Origin of the sequence: Frankia sp. CcI49 (genome assembly GCF_001983215.1) — a bacterium.
GTDB classification, from domain to species: domain Bacteria; phylum Actinomycetota; class Actinomycetes; order Frankiales; family Frankiaceae; genus Parafrankia; species Parafrankia irregularis.
Genome location: NZ_MOWP01000047.1, coordinates 31,495 through 52,472 on the forward strand (window position 1 = coordinate 31,495; position 20,978 = coordinate 52,472).

The window sequence follows — 20,978 nt, forward strand, 5'->3', positions numbered from 1 at the left end:
CAGCTCCAGAACGGACGGCGCCCGGGGCTCGATGCCGGCATCTCCTGCCCCCGGCGATGCCAACGATTCCCGGGCGTCGTCATCAGCTTCCCGCATACTGCACCGCACCAAGGGCGCCCGTCGATCCCACCCGCCCCAAAGCCACAGCTCAGACCAGGTCGGCGTCCGATCACGCGGGTGAGGTTCGCACTTCACGAACGCGGCTGGGTCCCTGAGCGCGATGGCCCGGTTTGACGAGGCCCAAGAACGAAGGATTTTGGCCGCTCTGACGACCAGAATCCTTCATTCTTGCCGACCATCAAGTGGGCCCAGCGCGAATTTTGTGGCTCTTGTTGCGAATTGGTGGCACTGCGCTGCATCGGCCTTCCAGAGCCCAGAGGACTGCCCACTCGTTCCCGCGTCAGGCGCGGTTCGCCTCCGGCGCCGGGGCGTCGTCGTCGCGTGCCCTTGGGCTGGGTACGCCAGCCTGGGGCTGGGCAGCGGCGATCGCAGCCGTGGCGTCGTAACGCGCCAGCGCCGGCACCGCGGCGGTAGCCAGGAGCACACCGCCGATGCAGGCCAGGCCACCGCTGACGACGGAGAACGTCGGGGAGACGAGCGCGGCGGCGGTGCCCGCCTCCAGGTCGCCGATGCGGGGGCCACCGCTGACGACGACGAGGAAGACACCCTGTAGCCGCCCGCGCATGGCGTCCGGGGTGGCGACGTTGAGGATCGCGTTGCGGAACACGGCGCTGACCAGGTCGGCCATGCCGGCGACCGCCAGCAGCCCGACCGCGGCGACGACATTGTGGACGAGCCCGAACACGGCGATCGCCCCGCCCCAGACCACGATCGCCACCACCACCGCCAGCCCCTGGCGGCGGACCCGCCCGAGCGGACCGGAGAGCGCGGCGCCGAGCAGCGACCCGGCGGCAACGGAGGAGTACAGCAGGCCCGCGGTGGCGCTCCCGCCGCCGAACTGGGTGCTGGCCAGCTCGGGGAACAGCGCGCGCGGCATCCCGAACACCATGGCGATGATGTCGACGACGAACGTCATCATCACCACCGGTTGGCCGCGCAGGAACCGCAGTCCCTCACCGACACTGGCCACCCGCCGGCCTCCCGCCGGCAGCTCGGACGCGGGTGCGGCCCCGGACGCGGATGGGCCCGCGGAAGCTGCCCCCGCCGCCGGTGCACCCGCGGCCGGTGCACCGGCGGCAGCCGCCGTGGCGGACGCGGCAAGCGCCGGCGCGGGGGGCATCGGTGGCAGCCGAAACAGGCCGTACAGGGCGGTGCTGAAGCTGGCCAGGTCGAGGGCGTAGGCGAGGGGGTAGCCGCCGAGCGCGACGCTGGTTCCCGCGATCAGTGGACCGACGGTCATCGCGGTCGTGAAGCCGATCTGGGTCAGCGCGGTGGCTGCCGGCAGATCGCCCAGCGCCACCAGGTTCGGCGTCATCGCGCGCCGCGCCGGCCCGTCCACCGCCGCGAACGCGGACTGGACCGCGACCAGCAGGAGCAACGGCCAGACCACACCGAGACCGGCTGCGAGACCACCGCCACCCGCCTCGCCGCCACCGCCGCTGCCGCTGCCGCCGTCACCGCCGGCGCCGTGTTCGAACAGCGAGAACAGCACCAGCCCGCCGGAGACGGCCGCCAGCCCGGTGGACGTCACCAGCGCGAGGCGGCGCCGGTCGACGCTGTCCGCGATGGCACCGCCGATCAGCCCGAGGCCGACCAGTGGCAGCAGCGCGACCAGGCTCACCACCCCGACCAGGAACGACGACCGGGTGAGGTCGTAGACCTGCACCGCGACGGCCGTCGCGGTGATCTGGGTGCCGATCGTCGAGACGGACTCGCCCACCCACAGCCGGCGGAAGGCCGGGTAGGTCCGCAGCGGGGTGAGGTCCGCCAGCAGGCCACGAACGGCACGTCCCGGGCCACGCCGCCCGCTCGAGGCGGCGCCGCGCCGACTGGTCGAGATGGTGCCGCGCCGACTGGTCGAGGTGGTGCCACGCCGCCCGGTCAAGGCGCGGCCGAGCCGACGAGCTCGAAGGCGCGCCACATCGAGGCGTAGCGGCCGTCGGCCTCGAGCAGCTCGTCGTGGGAGCCGATCTCGGCGACGGCACCGCGGTCGAGCACGACGATCCGGTCGGCGGTTCGGGCTGTCTGCAGGCGGTGCGCGATGACGATTGTGGTGCGGCTGCGCGCGACGCGCTGCATGGCGGTCGTGACCCGGTGCTCGGTGGCCAGGTCCAGGTTCGAGGTGGCCTCGTCCAGCAGGAGCAGCACCGGGTCGACGAGCTCGGCCCGCGCGAGCGCGAGGAGCTGACGCTGCCCGGACGACAGCGAGCGGCCCCGCTCGGCCACCTCGTGGTCGTAGCCACCGGGCAGGGTGACGATGAGCTCGTGCGCGCCGACCGCACGCGCCGCCGCCTCCACCTCGGCGTCGCTCGCCTCGGGACGTCCGTAGGCGATGTTGTCGCGGATGGACCCGCTGAACAGGAACGCCTCCTGGGGCACGTACCCGAGCCAGCGGCGGAACGTGCCGAGGTCGAGGGTCCGCAGGTCGAGCCCGTCGAGCCGCACCGCACCCTCGTCGGGGTCGTAGAAGCGGGCGATCAGCTTGAGGACGGTCGACTTCCCGGCGCCGGTCTCCCCGACCAGCGCCACCGTCTCGCCTGGGGCGACCCGCAGGTCCATCCCGCGCAGCGCCTCGGGCGGCCGGGTGGGTGCGGCGGTCTCCAGCCGTGCGAACCGCGGGTCGGCGGGGYCCACCGCCAGCCGCGCGGCCTTCCGCTCGGCCTTCCGCGCCCGCGCCCGCGCCCGCGCTGACGGCGACGGCGACGCCGACGCCGATGTCTCCGCCGACGCCGACGTCGACGCCGCGTCGGCCTTCGCCGTGGGTGCCGCCGGGTAGGCGAAGCGCAGTCCGTCCAGGGTCAGCTCGCCGCGCGGACGTCCCGGCGGGTCCACCGGATGGCGCGGTTCGGGGGTGAGCGTCCGCAGCCGCATGAGCTCGGCGATGCGCGCCACCGACACCCGGGTCTGCTGCCAGGCGTCGAAGACCTGGGACAGTTGCTGGATCGGCGAGAAGAACATGTCGATGTAGAGGATGAAGGCGATCAGCGCGCCGACGCTGAGCTGCCCGTTCGCGATCAGCGCGGACCCGACCCCCAGCACGATCGCATCCGCGAGCGCCGACAGGAACTGGACGAACGGGAAGTAGATCGCGACCAGCCGCTGCGCTCCCAGCCGGGCCCGCAGGTAGTCGCGGCCCAGCCCGTGGAAATGCTCGATGGTCGCGGTCTCGTGCACGAACGACTGCGCCTCGCGGATACCGGAGAGGCTCTCCTGGAAATCCGCGTTGACGACGGCGATCCGCTCCCGGGCGACGTCGTAGAGCGCCGCTGCCCGCCGGCGGAAGACCACGGTCGCCGCGGCCAGCGGGACGATGACGAGCAGCGTCAGCCCGCCGAGCTCCGGGTCGATGCTCAGCAGCGCCGCCCCGACGCCCCCGAAGGTCACCACCGAGACCAGCGCGGCCAGCAGGCCGTTCTCGATCAGCGACTCGAACTGGTCGACGTCCGTGGTCATCCTCGTCATGACCCGGCCGGACATCTCACGCTCGTAGTAGTCGAGGGAGAGCCGCTGCAGCTGGGCGAAGATGCGGATCCGCAGCGACAGCATGATGCGTTCGGCCGCCCGGCCGGTGACGAACGTCTCGGCGATCTGGTCCAGCAGGTCCGCCAGCGTCACCAGCAGGAAGACCGCCGACGCGGCCCACAGCACGGCGGACGAGCCTTCCGCGACACCGCTGTCGACACCGGTCTTGACCAGCACCGGCCCGGCGAGGCCGGCGGCGGCGTCCCCGATCACCAGCAGCAGGCCGAGCAGCAGCGGGCGGCGGAACCGGCGCAGCAGCCGGAGCAGGCTGAACTCCGGGTCGGGCTGGCTCTCCACCGCGAGGTCGACGGTGGCGACGTCGCGCACCGGTGGCAGCGCGGCCACCCGGGCCAGCAGCTCCGGTGTCGGCGTCAGGTTCATCCGCCACCCGCCGCCGCCACCGAGGCCGGCGCCGAGGCTGGGCGCCCCCACGGCCACCCCCGCGGCTGCCGGCCGGCGCGGGCGGCCACCGACCCGTGCCACGCCCGCTCCGGCACCCGCGTTCTCGGTTTCGCCCGCGTTCCCGATCCCGCTCTCGGTCTCGGTCTCGGTCTCGCCCACGCTCCCGTTCTCGGTCTCGGACCCGTTCCCGCTCCTGGACCTGTTCCCGGGAACGGGTCCGGATCCGGGCCCGGGCCCGTTCCCGGACCGGTTCTCGTCGAGGAGGGTGGCGAGGGCCTCGACGCGGTCACCGAGCTCGTCGGCCAGCTCGGCGTCGAGCCCGGCCAGCAGAGCCCGGTAGGTGCCACTGCGTTCCTGCAGCTCGTCGTGGGTGCCCGACTCGACCACCCGGCCGCCGTCGATCACCACGATCCGGTCGGCCAGATGCAACGTCGAGACACGGTGCGCGATGAGGATCGTGGTGCGGCCGGGCAGCAGCTCGCGCAACGCGCCGTGGATGCGCTCCTCGGTGTGCGCGTCGACAGCGCTGGTCGCGTCGTCGAGGACCAGCACCCGGGGGTCGGTGAGCAGCGCGCGGGCCAGCGCGATCCGCTGGCGCTGGCCGCCGGACAACGACAGCCCTCGCTCACCGACGACCGTGTCATAGCCGCGGGGCAGGCCGACGATGAAGTCGTGCGCGGCCGCGGCCCGGGCCGCCGCCTCCACCTCGGCCTCGCTCGCGTCGGGACGTCCGAAGGCGATGTTCTCCCGCACCGACACCGAGAACAGGAAGCTCTCCTCGAACGCGACCCCGACCTGGGAGCGCAGCGACCGCAGCCGCACCGACCGCAGGTCGTGGCCGTCGACCGTCACCCGGCCGGCGTCGGGGTCGTGGAAGCGGCTCAGCAGCGCCGCCACCGTCGACTTGCCGCTGCCGCTGGACCCGATGATCGCCACCCGCTCCCCCGCGGCGATCCGCAGATCGAAACCGCGCAGGATCGGCACGTCCGCCCGGTAGGCGAACTCGACCCCCTCGAAGGCGATCTCGCCGCGCAGCGGGCCGAGATCGACCGCGTCCGGGGCGTCGGCGATGGTCGGGGTGAGGCGCAGCAGCTGGAAGATCCGCTCGACGCCGGCCCTGGCCTGCTGGCCGACGGTGAGCACACCCGCGAGCTGGCGCGCCGGGGCGGCGAACTGGCCGACGTACGTCGAGAACGCCAGGAAGGTGCCGATGGTCAGGTGCCCGTTCAGCGCCATCCAGCCGCCGACCGCGAGGATCGCGACCTGAGCGAACGACGGGACGGCCTCCAGCAGCGGCTGGTAGCGGGCCCGCAGCCGCACCGCGCGCATCCGCGAGCCGTACAGATCACCGGCCGCGTCGACGATCCGGTCCAGCTCGCGGCGCTCCTGGCCGAACGCCTTGACCACCCGGACCCCGTTGACGTCCTCGTCGACGATCTGCGCGACGCCGCCCTCGCGCTGCTGGGCATCCCAGGTGGCAGGGAACACGCGGGAGCGCAGCCGGTAGGACAGAGCGAACAGGGTCGGGACGACGGCGAGACTGATGAGCGCGAGCGGGGGCGAGAGGAAGATCATGATGATCAGCGTCGCGATCAGCATGAGCACGTTGCCCATCATGATCGGCAACAGGCTCAGCAGCCCCTGCACCAGCGCCGAGTCCGAGTTCGCGCGGGCCACCAGCTGGCCCGTCGGCAGCCGGGCGAGATTGTCCTGGTCCAGGGTCTGCAGGTGGTCGTGCATGGCGTTGCGCAGGTCGAACTGCACGCCGAGGGCGACCCGACCACCCCGGTAGCGACGAACATAGGCGAAGCCGAACGCGCCCGCCGCCGCGGCGAGCAGAAGCAACAGCCAAGGCCACAGCGGGGACGTCCGCGCCACGATCACGTCGTCGACGATGTGCCGTGCGATCAGCGGGACGACGGCCTGGCAGGCACTTCCCAGCAGCGCCGCCGCCCAGGCCAGGGCGAGGTCGCGGCGATGCAGCAGTAGGAAGCCCCACAGGCCACGCAGCCAGCCGGGGGCGGCGGCCGCAGCTGCCTCGGGCGGGTGAGCGCCTGGAACATCCCTGGCAGCGGTCATCGTCACTCGCTCCGCCTGGGCCGCTCTGCCCGTTCCGAGCACCCCGGCTGCTCCGACTGCTCCGGCTGCACCGCCCGCTCCGAGCACCCCGACCGCTCTGCCCGCTCTGCCCGGTTGCCCGCCGCGCGTTCGCCCATGAGCTCCTCCACCGCGGCGCCCAGCTGGCAGAGCACCGCCACCGCCCCGGCCGGGTCGGCGGTGCGCGCGATGATCTCCTGCAGACGCATGGCCATCGCCCGCTCGGCCGCGTCGAACACGGCCCTGCCCTCGTCGGTCAGAGCCAGCGCGACAGCCCGCCGGTCCTCGTCGACGCTGCCGCGGCTGAGCAGGCCCCGCTGGCGCAGCGACTCGACCGCCGCGCTCACCGCCGGCTTGCCGAGCGCCAGCCGGTGCGCAATGCGGGACGCCCGCTCGTCCCCCGCCGCGATCTGGGCGAGCACGCGGTACTGGGCGAGGCTCAGTCCGTCCAGGGAGCGTTCAAGGACCCTCGACAGCCGGGCGACCGCCCGGACACTGTCGACGGGAATGTCAGAACCCACCCCACGACCGTAGCAAGTGGTTCGAGCCTCGAACTAGTAGAGCGTGGCGGATGTCTCCTGACCGTCGACGTCGTCAGCCGCCTCGGCAGCGGCCGCGCCAGCCGCCTCGACCCCGAGGATGCCGCGGGTCACCTGCAGGAGAAGGGCGGTCAGCGTCTCGTCGTCGATGCCCGCCACAAGCGGATGGGAGACCCCGCCACCGAGCGCGGCGGAGAGCATCGCCACACGCACCCGTGTCTCCTGCTCGGGCGCCACCTCGCCGATCAACAACCGGTAGATCCGCTCGATCAGATGCTGGAACGGCGGATGAGATCCGAGGAAGCGAACCATCACCGGATCACTGCGGAGCACGCTGGTCTCCCGGCGCCGCCGGACCGCGGTGTCGACAACCTTGGCGAGCAGGACGTCCCGGGCGCGGTCGCGGCGCGGCTCGGCCTCGGCGGCCTCCACCGCCTCCACCAGCTCGGCGAGCCCCAGCTCGGCCACCGCCAGGACGATCTCCTCCTTCGTCCGGAACTGGTGGTACACGGCCGCCTTGGTCACACCGATGGCGCTCGCGATCATCTGCAGCGACGTACCGCTCACGCCGTGGGTCGCGAAGAGCTCCAGGGCCGCGGTCAGGACCCGGGCCTGGGCGGCGCTCCAGCCCGCAGCCGGAGTGCGACTGCCCTCCGACGGCCCGGGGGTGGACATACCCGCAGGATACCGGGCTGCGATCGAGTGTCACCCGAACCGGGCGCCGCCACCGTGGCAGGTGGGGGCGGCGTCGCAGGGACGTCACATCGGCAGACGGCGGACGGCGGACGATCCGCTGACCTCGCATTTCCCGCGCTAGCCAAAAACCGGCCGACACGCAAGAGACTCAACGTCGAAAAGCGTTCGGATGGCACTTTTCGGCCGGTACCGCAACACCCTTCTTGCGCCGGATAGCCGATCGGCTATCCTATATTTCACTGACGCTTCGATCATTCACTCACCAGCACACCGGCGACCAGGTCGGGTCTCGCCGGGCGGTACCCCTGGGCGCCTTTCCGCCGCGCTCCGGCGTCCTTCGATGCTGTTTTTCACCGGCCCACCACGGCCCACAGCACATCATTTACCCAGCCTTCCTTCTGCGCGCGCGCCAGACATCTCGACGAGTCCGCATGCACCCCCGCCCACCGGTCACCCTGCGGTACCGGACGGCGGCCCCGCACCCAGATACTCCCGGTCGCCGGGAAAACCTCAGGAGGCGCTATGAACCCGATCCCCGCACTGGCCCGCCGATTAGCCGTCCCGTTGGCCGCGATCTGCCTGGYCGCCGCGTGCACGAACTCCGGCGGCGGCACCGACGGCCAGACCGGCCCTCCCCCCGCCCCACCCGGAACCGTTCCCGGAGTGACCTCCGGTGAGATCCGCTTCGCCGTTCTCGCCACCGGTTCCAACAACCCCATCGGAACCTGCATCATGGAGTGCCTCACCCAGGGCATCGAGGACTACTTCGCGTTCCGGAACAGCACGGGCGGGGCACACGGCCGGAAGCTGGTCGTCACCACCCGGGTCGACGACCAGCTGGGCAAGAACAAGGAAGGAGCCCTGCAGATAATCTCCGCGAACGACACGTTCGCCACGTTCGGCGCCGCCCAGCTCCCGACCGGCTGGGACGATCTCTACAAGGCCGGGATCCCGCAGTACGTCTGGGCCATCCAGTCGGAGGCGATGAACGGCAAGGACTCGATCTTCGGCAACATCGCGCCGACCTGCCTGGACTGCACGATCAGGAGCTTCGCGTACGTCGCGGAGAAGAAGAAGGCGACCAGGATCGCCGCACTCGGCTACAACGTCCCCGGTGCGCCGAAGAAATGCGTCGGCACCATCACGGACACCATCAGGCTCTATTCCGGGGAGACCGGGCAGCAGATCGTCTACTCCAACGACAACATGACGTACGGCCTGCCCAACGGGGTCGGGCCGGAGGTGTCGGCGATGCGCGCCGCAGGGGTGGACATGGTCATCGGGTGCTTCGACCTCAACGGCATGAAGACGCTGGCCCAGGAGATGGAGCGTCAAGGCCTGGCCGACGTCCCGATGTACCACCTGAACACCTACGACCACGCCTTCGTGGCCGCGGCGGGCGACCTGTTCGAGGGTGATGTCGTCACCGTTCTCTTCCGCCCCTTCGAGGCCACTTCCAAGAGCGGTGGAATTGCCGAGTACCTCCGGTGGACCAGCCGGGGCGGACACCAGCCCACCGAGGCCGGCATGAACGGATGGATCAACGCCGACCTCGCCTACCAGGGGCTGCTCGCCGCCGGGCCGAATTTCGACCGGAAGTCCGTCGTGGCGGCGACGAACAGGATGACCGACTACGACGCCGGCGGCCTGGTCAACCCCATCGACTGGTCGCGGCAACATGAATGGCCGACCCAGGACGATCCCGCCACCCACGGCTACCGGCAGGAATGCTATGCGTTCGTCGAGATACGGAACGGAAAGTTCCAGATCTTCGGCGGCACCGCCGAAAAGCCCTTCGTCTGCTGGCAGAACAAGGACCGGTCCTGGTCCGAGCCGACGCCAACCAGCTTCGGCTGAGCACTGGCCAGACGCCGCGGAACGAGGCCAGGTGTCACCAGGCGGAGCTGCCTGGCCTCGACACCGCGCGAATGGGCCCGGTGCCCGTCTCGCGCCCATCTCGTGTCCGTCTCGGGTCCGTCTCGGGTCCGTCTGGCCGACCGGTCCACCTGATCGCAGACGCAGGACGAGTCCACTCTCAGGGTTTCCACATTCTGCTCGCGTCTCACGCAGACGAACGCATGGTGCCGTGATCGCATGCGGAGACACACTCCACTCAGTGATCACGGGCCGACGAGCGCAGCGCCGCACCACCGAGCGGCGGGAGCCCGCTGATGGCGCGGCACCGGAGCTTCGGCCGGCGGGCTCGCCTCGGGGCCGCCGGGCTCGTCGGCCTGATCGGCCTGACGGTGACGGCGGCCACCGGATTAGCGGCTCGTTCGTCGGACGCCGTGGCCGGCGCGCAGGCCGCGGGCGGCACGCTTTCCGCGGTCAATGCGGCGAGCACGACCGAGCGGCCGAACTTCGTCCTCATCCTCGCCGACGACCTCGACCAGACGACGTCGCCGTACTGGGACGCGATGCCGCACACCGCGGCCCTGATCCGGGACTCCGGGCTGACCTTCACCGACAGTTTCGCCCCGACCCCGATCTGCTGCCCGGCCCGCGGCACGATCCTGACCGGCAAGTACGGCCACAACACCGGAGTCCTCACGAACGCCGGTGACAGCGGCGGCTGGGCCACCTTCGCCGCGAACGGCAACGAAGAGCACACCTTCGCGAAGTACCTCAGCGACGCCGGCTACCGCACGGGCCTCGCCGGCAAGTACATGAACGGAATCGAGGACGCGCCCGACCACATTCCACCCGGCTGGTCCGAGTGGTACGGCAGCGTCGACAACAACTTCTACACCGGCTACAACTACACGCTGAACGAGAACGGCACCCTCGTGCAGTACGGAGGGACCGAGGACCCGGCGAACTACTCCACCGACGTGGTCGCCGCGAAATCCACCGACTTCATCCGTCGCGCGGCCGCCGACGACACCCCGTTCTTCTGGTATGCGGCCTCGACCGCTCCGCACCTGCCGCTGCCCCCCGCCCCGCGGCACGCGGACAATCCGTACGCCGACGACAGCGCCCCGCGGACACCGAACTTCAACGAGGCCGACGTCTCCGACAAGCCATGGTGGCTGCAGGAGAGCGCCCAGCTGCGCTCCGCCCGGGTGGCCGCGACCAACGACGCGGACTACCAGGACCGGATGGGCTCCCTGTACGCGCTCGACGAGATGGTCGCCGGCATCGTCGAGACCCTGCGGGACACCGGCGAGCTGGACAACACCTACCTGATCTTCACCTCCGACAACGGCTACAACCTCGGCTCCCACCGGCTGACCCAGAAGATGGCCCCCTACGAGGAGTCGCTGCGGGTTCCGCTGGTCGTCGCGGGGCCCGGCGTCGAGAGGGGCACCGACGGCCACATGGTCGCCCAGATCGACCTGGCGCCCACCTTCCTCGACCTGGCCGGTGTGCCGATCCCCGCGGACGTCGACGGCCAGTCGCTGGCACCGCTGCTGCGCGGGCAGACCCCGGCCTCCTGGCGCACGGACCTGCTCGGGCAGTACGCCGGCCCGGGTGTCGACGGGCAGGACGGAGTCGCCCAGGAAGCGGTCGAGAACGTGACCGGAGTGTTCCTCGACATTCCGCCGTGGAGCGCGATCCGGACCGAGGACCACCTGTACGTCCGCTGGTACGACGCCGACCGCAATCCGGGCGTCCACCAGCGCGAGCTCTACGACCTGAACGCCGACCCGTACGAGCTCACGAACCTGCTGGCCACACCGCAGGGCAGGGCCACGAACGCGCCCCTCGTCGCACAGCTGGACGCCCGCCTGGACGCCCTCGCCACCTGCACTGGAGCATCCTGCCGGACCTGACCCGCCACCCGCCGAACCAGCCCCGCGCCCGGAGCGAGGGGCTCGCCCGCTGGCCGGACGGACGTCCCGTGCCCGGCCAGCGGGCCATCGAGCGGGCCGACGCCGGTTCGCCGGCCCCGGACCGCAGACCTCGGATCTCGGATCTCGGATCTCGGGAGTATCAGATCTCAGCCCTCAGGCCTCAGGCCTCAGGCCTCAGCCGCGGCTCAGGCCGCGGGCTCAGGGATCAGGTGGACGCCTGGTCGCTGTCCCGCATCGCCCCCCAGCCGTGCCAGCGCTCGATCTCGATCCAGGCGCTGACGCGGGCGCGGACCCGGTCCGGATAGGGCTTGCCGGTGTAGTGGCGGGAGATGCGGTCGATGTCGACCAGGCCCTCGTCGTCCTGCATCGCGGTGACGCGGCCGATCAGCGTCACATGCGTGTACCAGTCGTCGGTGGCGAGGGCGGTAAGGGTGACACGAGGGTCACGGCGCAGGTGTTGCAGGCGCACCCGGCCCTCGTCCAGACTGATCAGTACCTGGCCGTCGTCCCACAGGTACCAGGTGGGGGTGGAGACCGGCGTGCCGTCCGCACGCAGCGTCGCCATCACGCACGGGTTCGGTCGGCGCAGCAGCTCGACGGCCTCGGGCGGCAGCGGCGGCTTTGACATCGGGTTCCTCCCGGTTTCTGGCGGACGAATTCGGTGTCGAGATGAGAAGTCGGTGTCGAGGTGAGCCGAGCGTCAGCCCGGTGCTTCAGGCCGGGGAAAGCCGAAGGTACCTAAGCTGAGGTCGACGCCCGGCGCCAGCTCGGGGCCACCACCTCAGCCAAGCAGTTTGAGCAGCTCGGCAGCCACCGGAGCCGACGATGCCGGGTTCTGGCCGGTGACGACGTTGCGGTCGACTTCGACATGCGGTGCCCAGGGCTCACCCACCTCGACCTTCAGGCCCGCCTCGGTCAGGCGGTCCTGAAGCAGCCAACAGGCCTTCTCGGCAAAGCCCGCCAACCGCTCCTCCGCGTTGGTGAACCCGGTGATGCGATAGCCGGCGTACGCGTTGGCACCATCCGGCCCGACCGCGGCCAGCAGCGCGGCCGGGCCGTGGCACACCACGCCCACCGGCAGGCCACGTTGCAGTGCCTGGGCCAGGATGCGACCGGAGTCGGCGTCGACCGCCAGGTCCTCCATCGGCCCGTGGCCACCGGGGACGTACACGGCGTCGTACTCGTCGAGACGCACGTCGGCGAGCGCCACCGGGGCGCGGAACTCGGCGGCCTCGCCCAGCGCCTTCTCCAGCTTCGCCGCCGCCTCGGGGCCGCCTGCGGCATCCGGCGCGAGACTGGCGGGATCGACGGGCGGGACCACGCCGCGAGGTGTCGCCACGGTGATCTCGTGGCCGGCGGACCTGAACTCCGCGTAGGGGATCAGGGCCTCCTCGGCCCAGAAGCCGGTGCGGTGCGCCGTCCCGTCGGCCAGCGTCCATCGGTCGGAGCCGGTCACCACAAAGAGGATCTTCACCATGGGACGTTCCTACCCCACGTTGCGCGCCCTGCCCCCTCGACCCGCCCCAACCACCGGCCATCTTCTGCGTCTTACCGAACGAAACGACCAGATTCGATCGAAACAGAGCCTTCGCAGACTGGCGCCAGTCAAGATCGCTGGCCGATGGGTAGGGGGTTCGCGCTCCACGAACGTCGCCGTACCTCCGAGAGCCCGAGAGCCCGGCAGCACGGTTTGGCGAGTCGCAAAAGCGAAGGATTTCGGTTGTTCCGACGACCAAAATCCTTCTTTCTTGCGGGTCGCCAGGCGAATTCGCGCCCCTTTTGCCCCGCTTGAGGTGAACTGTCTGCACTGCGTGGCAGCGCGGGATCCTCGGCGGGTGGCCATGCGTGTGTGGTCTGCCCGAATTGCTGGCGCCATGCGTCAGCATGAGATCCCCGGCGAACCGAAGTACGGCGGGTGGGCACGGCCAGCCAGGTCACTATCGTTACGCCCAAATCCGCCGATTCTCGGGATTTCGCTACACGCCCAGTCGACCACCAGAAACACGAAAAGATAAATCATTTGAACTTCTAGCAAGAATCCCCTGCCGATATTCCATCGCCAATGACCCTATGATGCGGTGCTATGACCTTCATGCCCGCAAGGCGAAGCTGGACTTCGGGATTATTCATTTCATTTATCGCAGGCCTCCTTTCGGTGGGGCTTTCCCTGGCGACGGCCGTGCCCGCCACCGCCACCGCCACGACCACGACCACGACCACCACAACCACCGAGCCGCTGTTCATCGGCTGGTCGGGCCTGCTGCCGCCGCTACCAGCCGCCTACTCCCCCGCGCAGGCGCAGCAGTGTGCCGACGGGGCCCCGGAGTGCGCCGACGCGACGATCGCTCAGATGCAGAGCCGCTTCGCGCCGCTCGCGGCGAGCTGCGACCACAACGCGGTGTTCGCCCTGACCTATCTGCGGACCACCGAGGAGTACCGGCGCACGGCCGCCCAGCCCGGCTTCTTCGCGGACGTCGCCTACGTCAACACCGAGGACGCCGTCTTCGCCGCGTACTACTTCCATGCCTACGACGCCTGGCTCGCCGGCGACGGCGGCGGTGTCTCCCCCGCCTGGCAGATCGCCTTCGACGCGGCGGCCGGCCGTCAGCTCGCCGGCGCCGGGAACATCCTGCTCGGGATGAACGCGCACGTGAACCGGGACCTGCCGCTGGTGCTCGCCTCGCTGGGGCTGGTGACGGCGGGCGGCCAGAGCCGCAAGGCGGACCACGACAAGGTCAACGTCATGCTCAACCGGGTGATCGACCCCCTGCTGCGGGAAGCCGCGGATCGGTTCGATCCCTCCATCGACGACATCGCGAGCCCGCTGGGCCTGTCCTACACGGTGCTCATGCAGATTCTCGTGGCCTGGCGTGAGACAGCCTGGCGCAATGCCGAACGCCTGGTGAACGCACCCACCGCCGAGGCCCGCGCACAGATCCAGCGCGAGATCGAGACGACCGCCGCAGCGACCGCGACCGTCCTGCGCACCGCCTACGCCGTGCCCCGCCTGCTGCCGCTGGGCCAGAACAGGGATACCTACTGCGCGGCGCGTTCGGCGAGATCCTGATCGCCGAGGGGGCCCGATGATCTCGTCAGCATCTGATGCCGTCCCGCTTCCTGACCGGGGTCAGGACGCCCTCCGGTTACTCGACACACTCGGCGAGGTCGTGTTCCAGACCGACGCCGAGGGCCGTTGGACCTACCTCAACCGGGCGTGGACACGGCTGACCGGCTTCGAGATCGGTCCCAGCCTCGGATCACGCTTCCTGGACTATGTCCACCCCGACGAGCTGCAGCACACGATCGCGCTGTTCATGGCGGTGGTGGCCGGCGGCGCCGACCACTGCCACCACGAGACCCGGTACCGCACCCGGGACGGCAGCTACCGCCGGGTCCAGATCCGGGCGATGGTCATCCGGGACGACGCCGGCGAGGTGGTCGGCAACACGGGCACGATCCTCGACGTCACCGCCTCCCGCCACGGCACGGAGACGATCGGTGAACACGCCGCGCTGCTGGAGCTGGTATCAGCGCAGGCCCCCGGTGGGGACCTGCCGGTCGGCGTCGCCCTGTACGGCGGCGCCGACCGGCGGCTGCGGCGCGCCTCACCGGTCATCGACCGGATCGCGGGCAGGCCGCAGCGCATCGGCACGCCGCTCGCGCACCTGGTGGAGCTGCTACGGCCGGTCGACCCACGGCAGCGGTCGCTCGGTGGCCCCTGGGGCCTGATCTCAACCGCGATCACGACCCGTCAGGCACAGACCGGCGACATCGACATCACCGTCGGCAACGGCCCCGTCCTGTCCCTGCGGGTGTCGGTGATCCCTTATGCGCAGGACGGCGACGACCTGCTCGCGCTCGTACTCGCCGACGTCACCGACCTGCGCCGGGCCGAGCGCCGCCAGGCGGGCCTCGCGCGGCTCGGCGACCATGCCGTGTCCGGCCACGACGTCGACAGCCTGGTGGCCGAGGCGACGGCGCTGGTCACCTCGACACTGGACGCGACCGAATGCGAGCTCATCCGCCTCGACGACGACGGCATGCCGACCGGAACCGAGGCGGGAACAGGTGCGGGGCCCGGTACGAGTCCAGTCGCTGGGCCGGGTACGGGTACGGCGCCGGGTGCAGGTGTGGCGCCAGGTGCAGGTGTGGCGCCAGGTGCGGGTACGGCGCCAGGTGCGGGTACGGAACCGGGCCTGGCCGTGGAATCAGGCGGGGGCAGGGGCGCGGGCCCCGGTGCAGGCGCGGCGGCGGTGAGCGCCCGGCTCGCGGAGACCCGCTACGCATCGCACAGCGACAGCGATCTGACCATCCTCACCGTACGGATCGGCAGCCGCTGGTCGCCGTACGGCCTCCTGGCGATCGCCCGATCGCCGCAGTCCCGTCGCTTCACCGAGGACGAGACCACGTTCGTCCAGTCCGTCGCGCACGTTCTCACCGCCGCGATCGAGCGGGAGCGCGCGGAACACGAGCTGCGCCGGCTCTACGAGCGGGCGGAACGCGGCAACGCCTGGCTCGCGGCCAGCGCTCGGATGACGGCCGCCGTCCTCGTGGCCCCGGACCAGGTGACCGCCTTCGACACGGTCGCCGCCCTGGCCCGCCAGATGGCCGGCGTCGACCTCGCCACGGTCGCGGTTCCCGACGAGAACGGCAACCTGGTGGTGACGACGGCCGACATCGCCGCCGGCCTCCCGGTCGGGCCCGAAGCACTCCGTGGCCTGACGATCCGGCTCTCCGACGAGCGCACCCTGGACGAACTGGCCCGCGGCGCAATGGTCATCCTCGACCATCTCGATCTCCGCGGCAGCCGGCTCACCCCCGTCCCGGACCTGCCCTTCGCCACCGCGCTCGTCGTCCCCATGCGCATCACCGGCAACGCCCCGGCCACGCTCATCCTCTGCAACCGCGCCGGCCTCGAGCACCACCAGCCCCGCGACCACGACCTGGTACAGGCGTTCGCCAACGACGCCTCGCTCGCCCTCGAACTCGTCCACGCCCAGCAGGAGCGAGCCCGCCTCGCGGTCTTCAAGGACCGCGACCGCATCGCCCGTGACCTGCACGACCAGGTCATCCAGCGGCTGTTCGCGGTCGGCCTGCAGCTGCAGTCGCTCATCCGTCTCATCGGCGACCTGGCCGCGGCCCGCCTGACCGCCGCCACCAACGCCCTCGACCAGACCATCGACGACATCCGCCGCACGATCTTCAACCTCCAGACCGGCTAGCCGGGGAGGCACCCATCGGGCGGGCCAGACCTCCCGCGGGCATGGAACGTCTCGTCCGACCGCCGATCGGGAGCGGCGTCGTAGAAGCTTTTCGCGAGTGGCTGTCCTCCAGCAGCACCCGTCCGGTCTCTGAGAAGACAGAGCCAGGTGAAGGAGGACACCGGTGAGCGACGAAACAGGGGAAGTCGGGATCGAGCGCATGCCAGGCGTGTCGTTCGGCGGCGGGCATGCGCCGGCGGCAGGCCGGCCGCGTCAGGTCACCGCGGGCCGGGCCGGATCGGCTGGATGAGCGTCGGGAGCGAGTTCGGGCGGCTGCCRATGACGCTCGCCGGCAGGCCGCCGGCGGAACCACTGTCAGCGCCGCCGTCCGACCACAGCGCTGGGCCGTCATCCGGGCAGGCGGACGAGCCGCCGTCCGGGCAGGCATCGGATGTCGATGAGATCGACTGGCGAGCGCAGGCACCGGCCACACCACCCACGAGCAGCTCGACGTTCGAGCAGTACGTCCGGTTGAACGCCACGGCCTTGCTGCGCACGTCGATGTTCCTCACCGGCGACCGGCACGCCGGCGAGGACCTCCTGCAGGACGTGCTGGAACGGGTCTACAGCCGGTGGCGACGGATCGACGACCCCGACCGCTACATACGCCGGGCCCTGGTGAACGGTGCGTCGAGGCGATCGCGCCGCCGGCGGCGGGTTCGTGAGGAGCAACTCGACGGCCTGTCGGGGACCGGCCGCGACATCGACGTCAGTCAGCTCGGGATGACCGATCGGGTGGCGGTCCGCGAGCAGTTGCTGGCGGTGCTGCGCACGCTGCCCATCCAACAGCGCGCGGTACTCACGCTGCGCTATTTCGACGACCTGCCCGATCCGGAGGTCGCGGCGCTTGTCGGGTGTTCTCCGGGGACCGTCAAGACCCACACCGCCCGAGGCCTGGCCCGGATGCGGGCGGCACTCGCCACAGCGCAGGACGCGCCGCGCCCGCGCACGGCATCTCCGCAGGCGCCTGGGCAGCCCGGGCAACCCCCATCGCGAGGAGTTCAGGCATGACCATGACGGATGCGCAGACTCCACTGCCCGAGCCGGCCGGCCCAGGCGGGGTCGCGCACAGCAGCACAGACATCGACGACCGAGCCCGCGCGACGTTCACCCTGGCGGCGGAGGGAATCACCGCCGACCCGTACCTTTTTGATCGGATAGCGGCCCGGCGCCGGCGGCATCGGCGTCGCCTCGTCGCGGCGTCGAGTGCGGCATGTTCGCTGGCACTGGCCGGCGGGCTGCTGCTCGCGCTGCCGCCGGGCGGTGGCAGCGGGCACTCGGTGGTCCCCGCCGGCACGAGTGCCCCGGCCCACCCGCCGGTCGTCGAGGTCTCCCCGATCGACGTGTACGGGATGAAGGTCACCCGGCTACCGGCCGGCTTCGAGTCGGCAGGCATCCGGGTCAGCGATGGCTACTGGTATTCCCTCACGATCCCGGCGAAGCAGGGCCAGGTAGCGATCACTGCCGGATTCACCGGCAGGGACGATCCCGCCTCGACCGAGCCGGACGCCGGCTACCACGTGACCGTCCTGCCTGGGGCCCCCTCTGATCTGGAAGCTCTCCTCGATCCCAAGGAGGAGGTGATGGACCTGGCCGCCTACGGCGGGCGGACTGCCGAGCGCACCACCGTCAACGGTGCCCCCGCCGTTCTGATGACCGAGTCATTGCCCGACAACAACCAGGCCACCCGCCCGATCTACTCGTTGTGGTGGGCGACGCCGCAAGGAATGGTGGGGGTTGGCGGTACGCCGGACGTGAACACGGTCCGCGCCATCGCCGAGGGAATCGAGGCTGGTCCGGCACCGGCGGGCCCGGCGGATCCCGCCGCGGCGACCACGCAGGTGCTGGCGGCGGTCGTCACGGCGTTCTCGGAGGACACCCCGCCCGCCGACCGGGCTGCCGCGGTTGAGGATGGCGAGTCCCTGCTGGGGCACGGTGATGCCTTCGAGATGAAGTATCCGGAAGAGGACAGCCTCCATCCGATCAGGGTGGCGGAGGTGTCGTTGGTCCGATTCCTCAGCCCCGTTCAGGCGGTGGTCGCGTTCCAGCGGGCTAACGAGGACCGGCCCGGCGAGCTCAGCAGCGGTGACGCCACGGTCCGCTTCGACGGCGCGCGCTGGACGGTGGAACGAGAGTCGTTCTGCGTGTACACCCGGGACCCGACAGCCTGCCGCGCCGGCTAGCCGTGTCGTCCGCAGGCGCGTGCGAGGAGGCAGCTGCTCGACCTTGTTCCGACCACTCGGAATGACCGCGTTCGTTCGGCGCCTGTTCAGGACCGCTGGTCGGCGCCTGTTCAGGACCGCTGGTCGGAGCCGGTCCCGGTGAGCCGCCAGAGCCGTATGGTTCCGTCCTGGCTGCCGCTGGCCAGGACGGGTGCGGCTCGGTCGAGGGAGCACGCGAGGGACATCAACCAGCCTTCCTGGCCGGACGGAACCAGCCCCTCGAGCCGGGGGTGTTCGGGGTCCTCCACGTTCCAGATGCCCATCGTGCCGTCATAGCTGGCGGTCGCCACGATCCTGTCGTCCGGGGAGAACAGCACCGACCAGATGGTGTTGTGGTGGCCGGTCACCGGCTTTCCGATCATCTGGGGGTTGGCGAGGTCGACGGTGTTCCACAGCCGCAGGGTGGCGTCCTTGCCTCCGGTGGCCATGAGGCGCAGATCCTGGCTGAACGCGACGCAGTGGACTGCGCCGGCATGGCTGGAGACGAGCCTGGTGCGCTGGTGGGGGCTTGCCGCGTTCGAGACGTCCCAGATCCGGATGGTCCGGTTCTCACCGACCCGTGCCAGGAGCATTCTCGGTCTGTCGACCACCTCCAGTCTCGGCCAGTCCGTGTCGCCGAGGATGGGCGATCCGATCGGCTCCGGTGCGGCGCCGTCCGTGATGTTCCACAGGCGGGTTTCCTGGCGACCTGCGCTGGCCAGCGTCTGGCCGCGGTCGAGGAAGACCACCGAGTTCGCGAGGATGGCGTGGGCGGGCAGTGGCGCGCCGAGGGATTGTGGGCTGGCCCGCTCGGTGATGTCCCAGAGTTGCAGGGTGCCGTCCCAGTTGGCGCTGGCCAAGGTGTTCCCGTCGGGCGAGAAGGCCACGGAGGTCACACCCGGGCTGCGTCCCGGCAGGGGCCCTCCGATCGAACGCGGGGCCGCGGGATCGGTCATGTCCCAGAGGCGCACCGTCCCGTCCTTGCTCCCGCTTGCGAGCATCGTGCCGTCCGGCGAGAACCTCAGGGAGAGGATCCAGTCGGTGTGCTGCTGTGGCAGCGCGCCCAGCGGATCGGCGACACCGCCTCCCGGATCCTTCGTCAGGGCGGCGGCAAGGAGATATCCGGCGGGGACGGCACCGGCTACGGCGAACAGGCCGGCGGCGAGGATGCGACGTCGCGGCAGGGCCAACCGGGCACGGGGCCGGGCGTGCCGTCCCACGCCCAGGGCATCGCCACGCCGGGCTGCCACCGGTGTGTCCTTGTGCGGGGAGGGAACAGAGGCGGGCGGGACCGGCGCGGCGCTTCCGGCGTGCGGCTCCGCGACGGCCCGGATGTCGTCCTCGAGCCGCACCGGCACGGCGGACCGGGTCAGCCAGCCAGGTCCGAAGGCGGAGGCCGCGGCCGTGGCGAGTGCGAGCCCGAAGGCGTGCGCGGTCGGCGGGCGGGCAGCCGGGTCCGCTTCCAGGGCGTGCTGGATCACGTCGCGCAGGGGGTCCGCGAGTGCCCGCGGTAGTGATCCCGTGTGGTCCGAATCAGGCCGAGGCCCGGGAGACGGGGAAAGGGTCGCCTCCACCGTGGACCCGCCGGTGAGCAGCAGCTGAAGGACCACGCCGAGCGCGTACAGATCGGTGGCCGGGCTGAGCGAACCCCCGACGAGCTGCTCGGGCGGCATGAACAGGGGCGTTCCGATCACGGTGTTCCGGCCGCCCGACACGCCGCTCAGGAGCTTCGCGATTCCGAAGTCGGCCACCTTCAGCAGACCTACGGCGTCGAACAGCATGTTGTCGGGTTTGATGTCGCGGTGCAGGACTCCCTGGGAGTGGGCGTACGCGAGGGCGCCAGCCACCGCCAGGCCGACCGCGCAGGCCGCCTGCTGGGTCATCGTCTGCTGCCGGCGGGACAACGGTCCGCTCGCCATCAGCTCCATCACGATCAGATGCAGGTCGCCCGCCTGAGCGTGGACGTAGTCGTACACGCGGATGATGTGCGGATGATCGAGTCGGGCCAGTAACCGCGCCTCCCGGACCAGGTCATCGATCTGCGCGCCGTGACCCCGCGTGTACAGCACCTTCACCGCGACGTGTCGTTGCAGGCCACGGTGCCAGCCTTCGAAGACCTGCCCGAAACCGCCCGCACCGAGTTCCCGGCCGAGGTCGTAGCCGGGCAGAGCCGCGGCGACCTGCTCTCGATCGATACCCGCGGCGGACGCCGGAGCCCCGGGAAAGATGTCTGGCGACCACCGCGAACCGACCCAATCCGGCACGATTCGTGATCGTAGACGCATGTGCAGATGCGTGTGCGCGAGGGTGTCGCGCACCGCGGCGCCGCCCCGACGCACAGGACGT

The 20,978-nt window shown here is 70.9% G+C and carries 14 protein-coding genes; 7 read left to right on the forward strand and 7 right to left on the reverse strand.

Features of this window, described 5'->3' with window-relative positions; genetic code table 11:
- Nucleotides 1–400 precede the first annotated feature (400 nt).
- From CcI49_RS36920 to CcI49_RS36935, 4 genes are read right to left on the reverse strand one after another with little or no spacing between them, the layout of a single operon-like run.
- Entirely contained in the window at nt 401–2,005 is a 1,605-nt protein-coding gene (locus CcI49_RS36920) for an MFS transporter (RefSeq protein ID WP_198955742.1), read from the reverse strand.
- A complete protein-coding gene (locus tag CcI49_RS36925) occupies nt 2,002–6,123 on the reverse strand; it encodes an ABC transporter ATP-binding protein (RefSeq protein ID WP_076834272.1) in 4,122 nt (1,373 codons plus the stop codon). Before CcI49_RS36925 ends, CcI49_RS36920 begins: the two co-directional genes overlap by 4 nt.
- Before the next feature lie 2 nt (nt 6,124–6,125).
- The gene (locus CcI49_RS36930; protein ID WP_076834273.1) at nt 6,126–6,662 is read right to left on the reverse strand and encodes a MarR family winged helix-turn-helix transcriptional regulator; all 537 of its coding nucleotides are present in this window, start codon (nt 6,660–6,662) and stop codon (nt 6,126–6,128) included.
- A 33-nt stretch (nt 6,663–6,695) separates the two neighbouring features.
- Nucleotides 6,696–7,355, reverse strand: a complete 660-nt coding sequence (locus tag CcI49_RS36935; protein ID WP_241840487.1) for a TetR/AcrR family transcriptional regulator — start codon at nt 7,353–7,355, stop codon at nt 6,696–6,698.
- A 543-nt stretch (nt 7,356–7,898) separates the two neighbouring features.
- Between CcI49_RS36935 and CcI49_RS36940 the strand changes: the two genes are divergently transcribed.
- Entirely contained in the window at nt 7,899–9,233 is a 1,335-nt protein-coding gene (locus CcI49_RS36940) for an ABC transporter substrate-binding protein (RefSeq protein WP_076834275.1), read from the forward strand.
- Nucleotides 9,234–9,547: 314 nt separating this feature from the next.
- Nucleotides 9,548–11,149 carry a sulfatase gene (locus CcI49_RS36945; RefSeq protein WP_076834278.1) on the forward strand — a complete coding sequence of 534 codons (1,602 nt, stop codon included), beginning with the start codon at nt 9,548–9,550 and terminating at the stop codon, nt 11,147–11,149.
- A 226-nt stretch (nt 11,150–11,375) separates the two neighbouring features.
- On the opposite strand, the gene CcI49_RS36950 is transcribed toward CcI49_RS36945, so the two are convergent.
- Nucleotides 11,376–11,798, reverse strand: a complete 423-nt coding sequence (locus tag CcI49_RS36950; RefSeq protein WP_054571035.1) for a PPOX class F420-dependent oxidoreductase — start codon at nt 11,796–11,798, stop codon at nt 11,376–11,378.
- A 153-nt stretch (nt 11,799–11,951) separates the two neighbouring features.
- Nucleotides 11,952–12,647: a type 1 glutamine amidotransferase domain-containing protein gene (locus tag CcI49_RS36955; RefSeq protein ID WP_076834281.1), complete on the reverse strand. Its 696-nt coding sequence runs from the start codon at nt 12,645–12,647 to the stop codon at nt 11,952–11,954.
- Nucleotides 12,648–13,325: 678 nt separating this feature from the next.
- Here CcI49_RS36955 and CcI49_RS36960 point away from each other — a divergent pair.
- From CcI49_RS36960 to CcI49_RS36975, 5 genes are all read left to right on the forward strand, one after another.
- Entirely contained in the window at nt 13,326–14,237 is a 912-nt protein-coding gene (locus CcI49_RS36960; RefSeq protein WP_083749944.1) for a DUF5995 family protein, read from the forward strand.
- A 16-nt stretch (nt 14,238–14,253) separates the two neighbouring features.
- Nucleotides 14,254–16,392, forward strand: a complete 2,139-nt coding sequence (locus CcI49_RS36965) for a PAS domain-containing protein (RefSeq protein ID WP_076834285.1) — start codon at nt 14,254–14,256, stop codon at nt 16,390–16,392.
- Between the two features lie 163 nt (nt 16,393–16,555).
- Nucleotides 16,556–16,681: a hypothetical protein gene (locus tag CcI49_RS44320; RefSeq protein WP_255354831.1), complete on the forward strand. Its 126-nt coding sequence runs from the start codon at nt 16,556–16,558 to the stop codon at nt 16,679–16,681.
- Nucleotides 16,678–17,442 (forward strand): SigE family RNA polymerase sigma factor, encoded by a 765-nt coding sequence (locus CcI49_RS36970; protein ID WP_241840489.1) that lies wholly within the window; start codon nt 16,678–16,680, stop codon nt 17,440–17,442. The genes CcI49_RS44320 and CcI49_RS36970 overlap by 4 nt, the downstream gene beginning before the upstream one ends.
- Nucleotides 17,439–18,614, forward strand: a complete 1,176-nt coding sequence (locus CcI49_RS36975) for a hypothetical protein (protein WP_131831285.1) — start codon at nt 17,439–17,441, stop codon at nt 18,612–18,614. The genes CcI49_RS36970 and CcI49_RS36975 overlap by 4 nt, the downstream gene beginning before the upstream one ends.
- A 110-nt stretch (nt 18,615–18,724) precedes the next feature.
- On the opposite strand, the gene CcI49_RS36980 is transcribed toward CcI49_RS36975, so the two are convergent.
- On the reverse strand, nt 18,725–20,896 hold the full coding sequence (locus CcI49_RS36980) for a serine/threonine-protein kinase (RefSeq protein WP_241840491.1): 2,172 nt from the start codon (nt 20,894–20,896) through the stop codon (nt 18,725–18,727).
- Between the last annotated feature and the right edge of the window lie 82 nt (nt 20,897–20,978).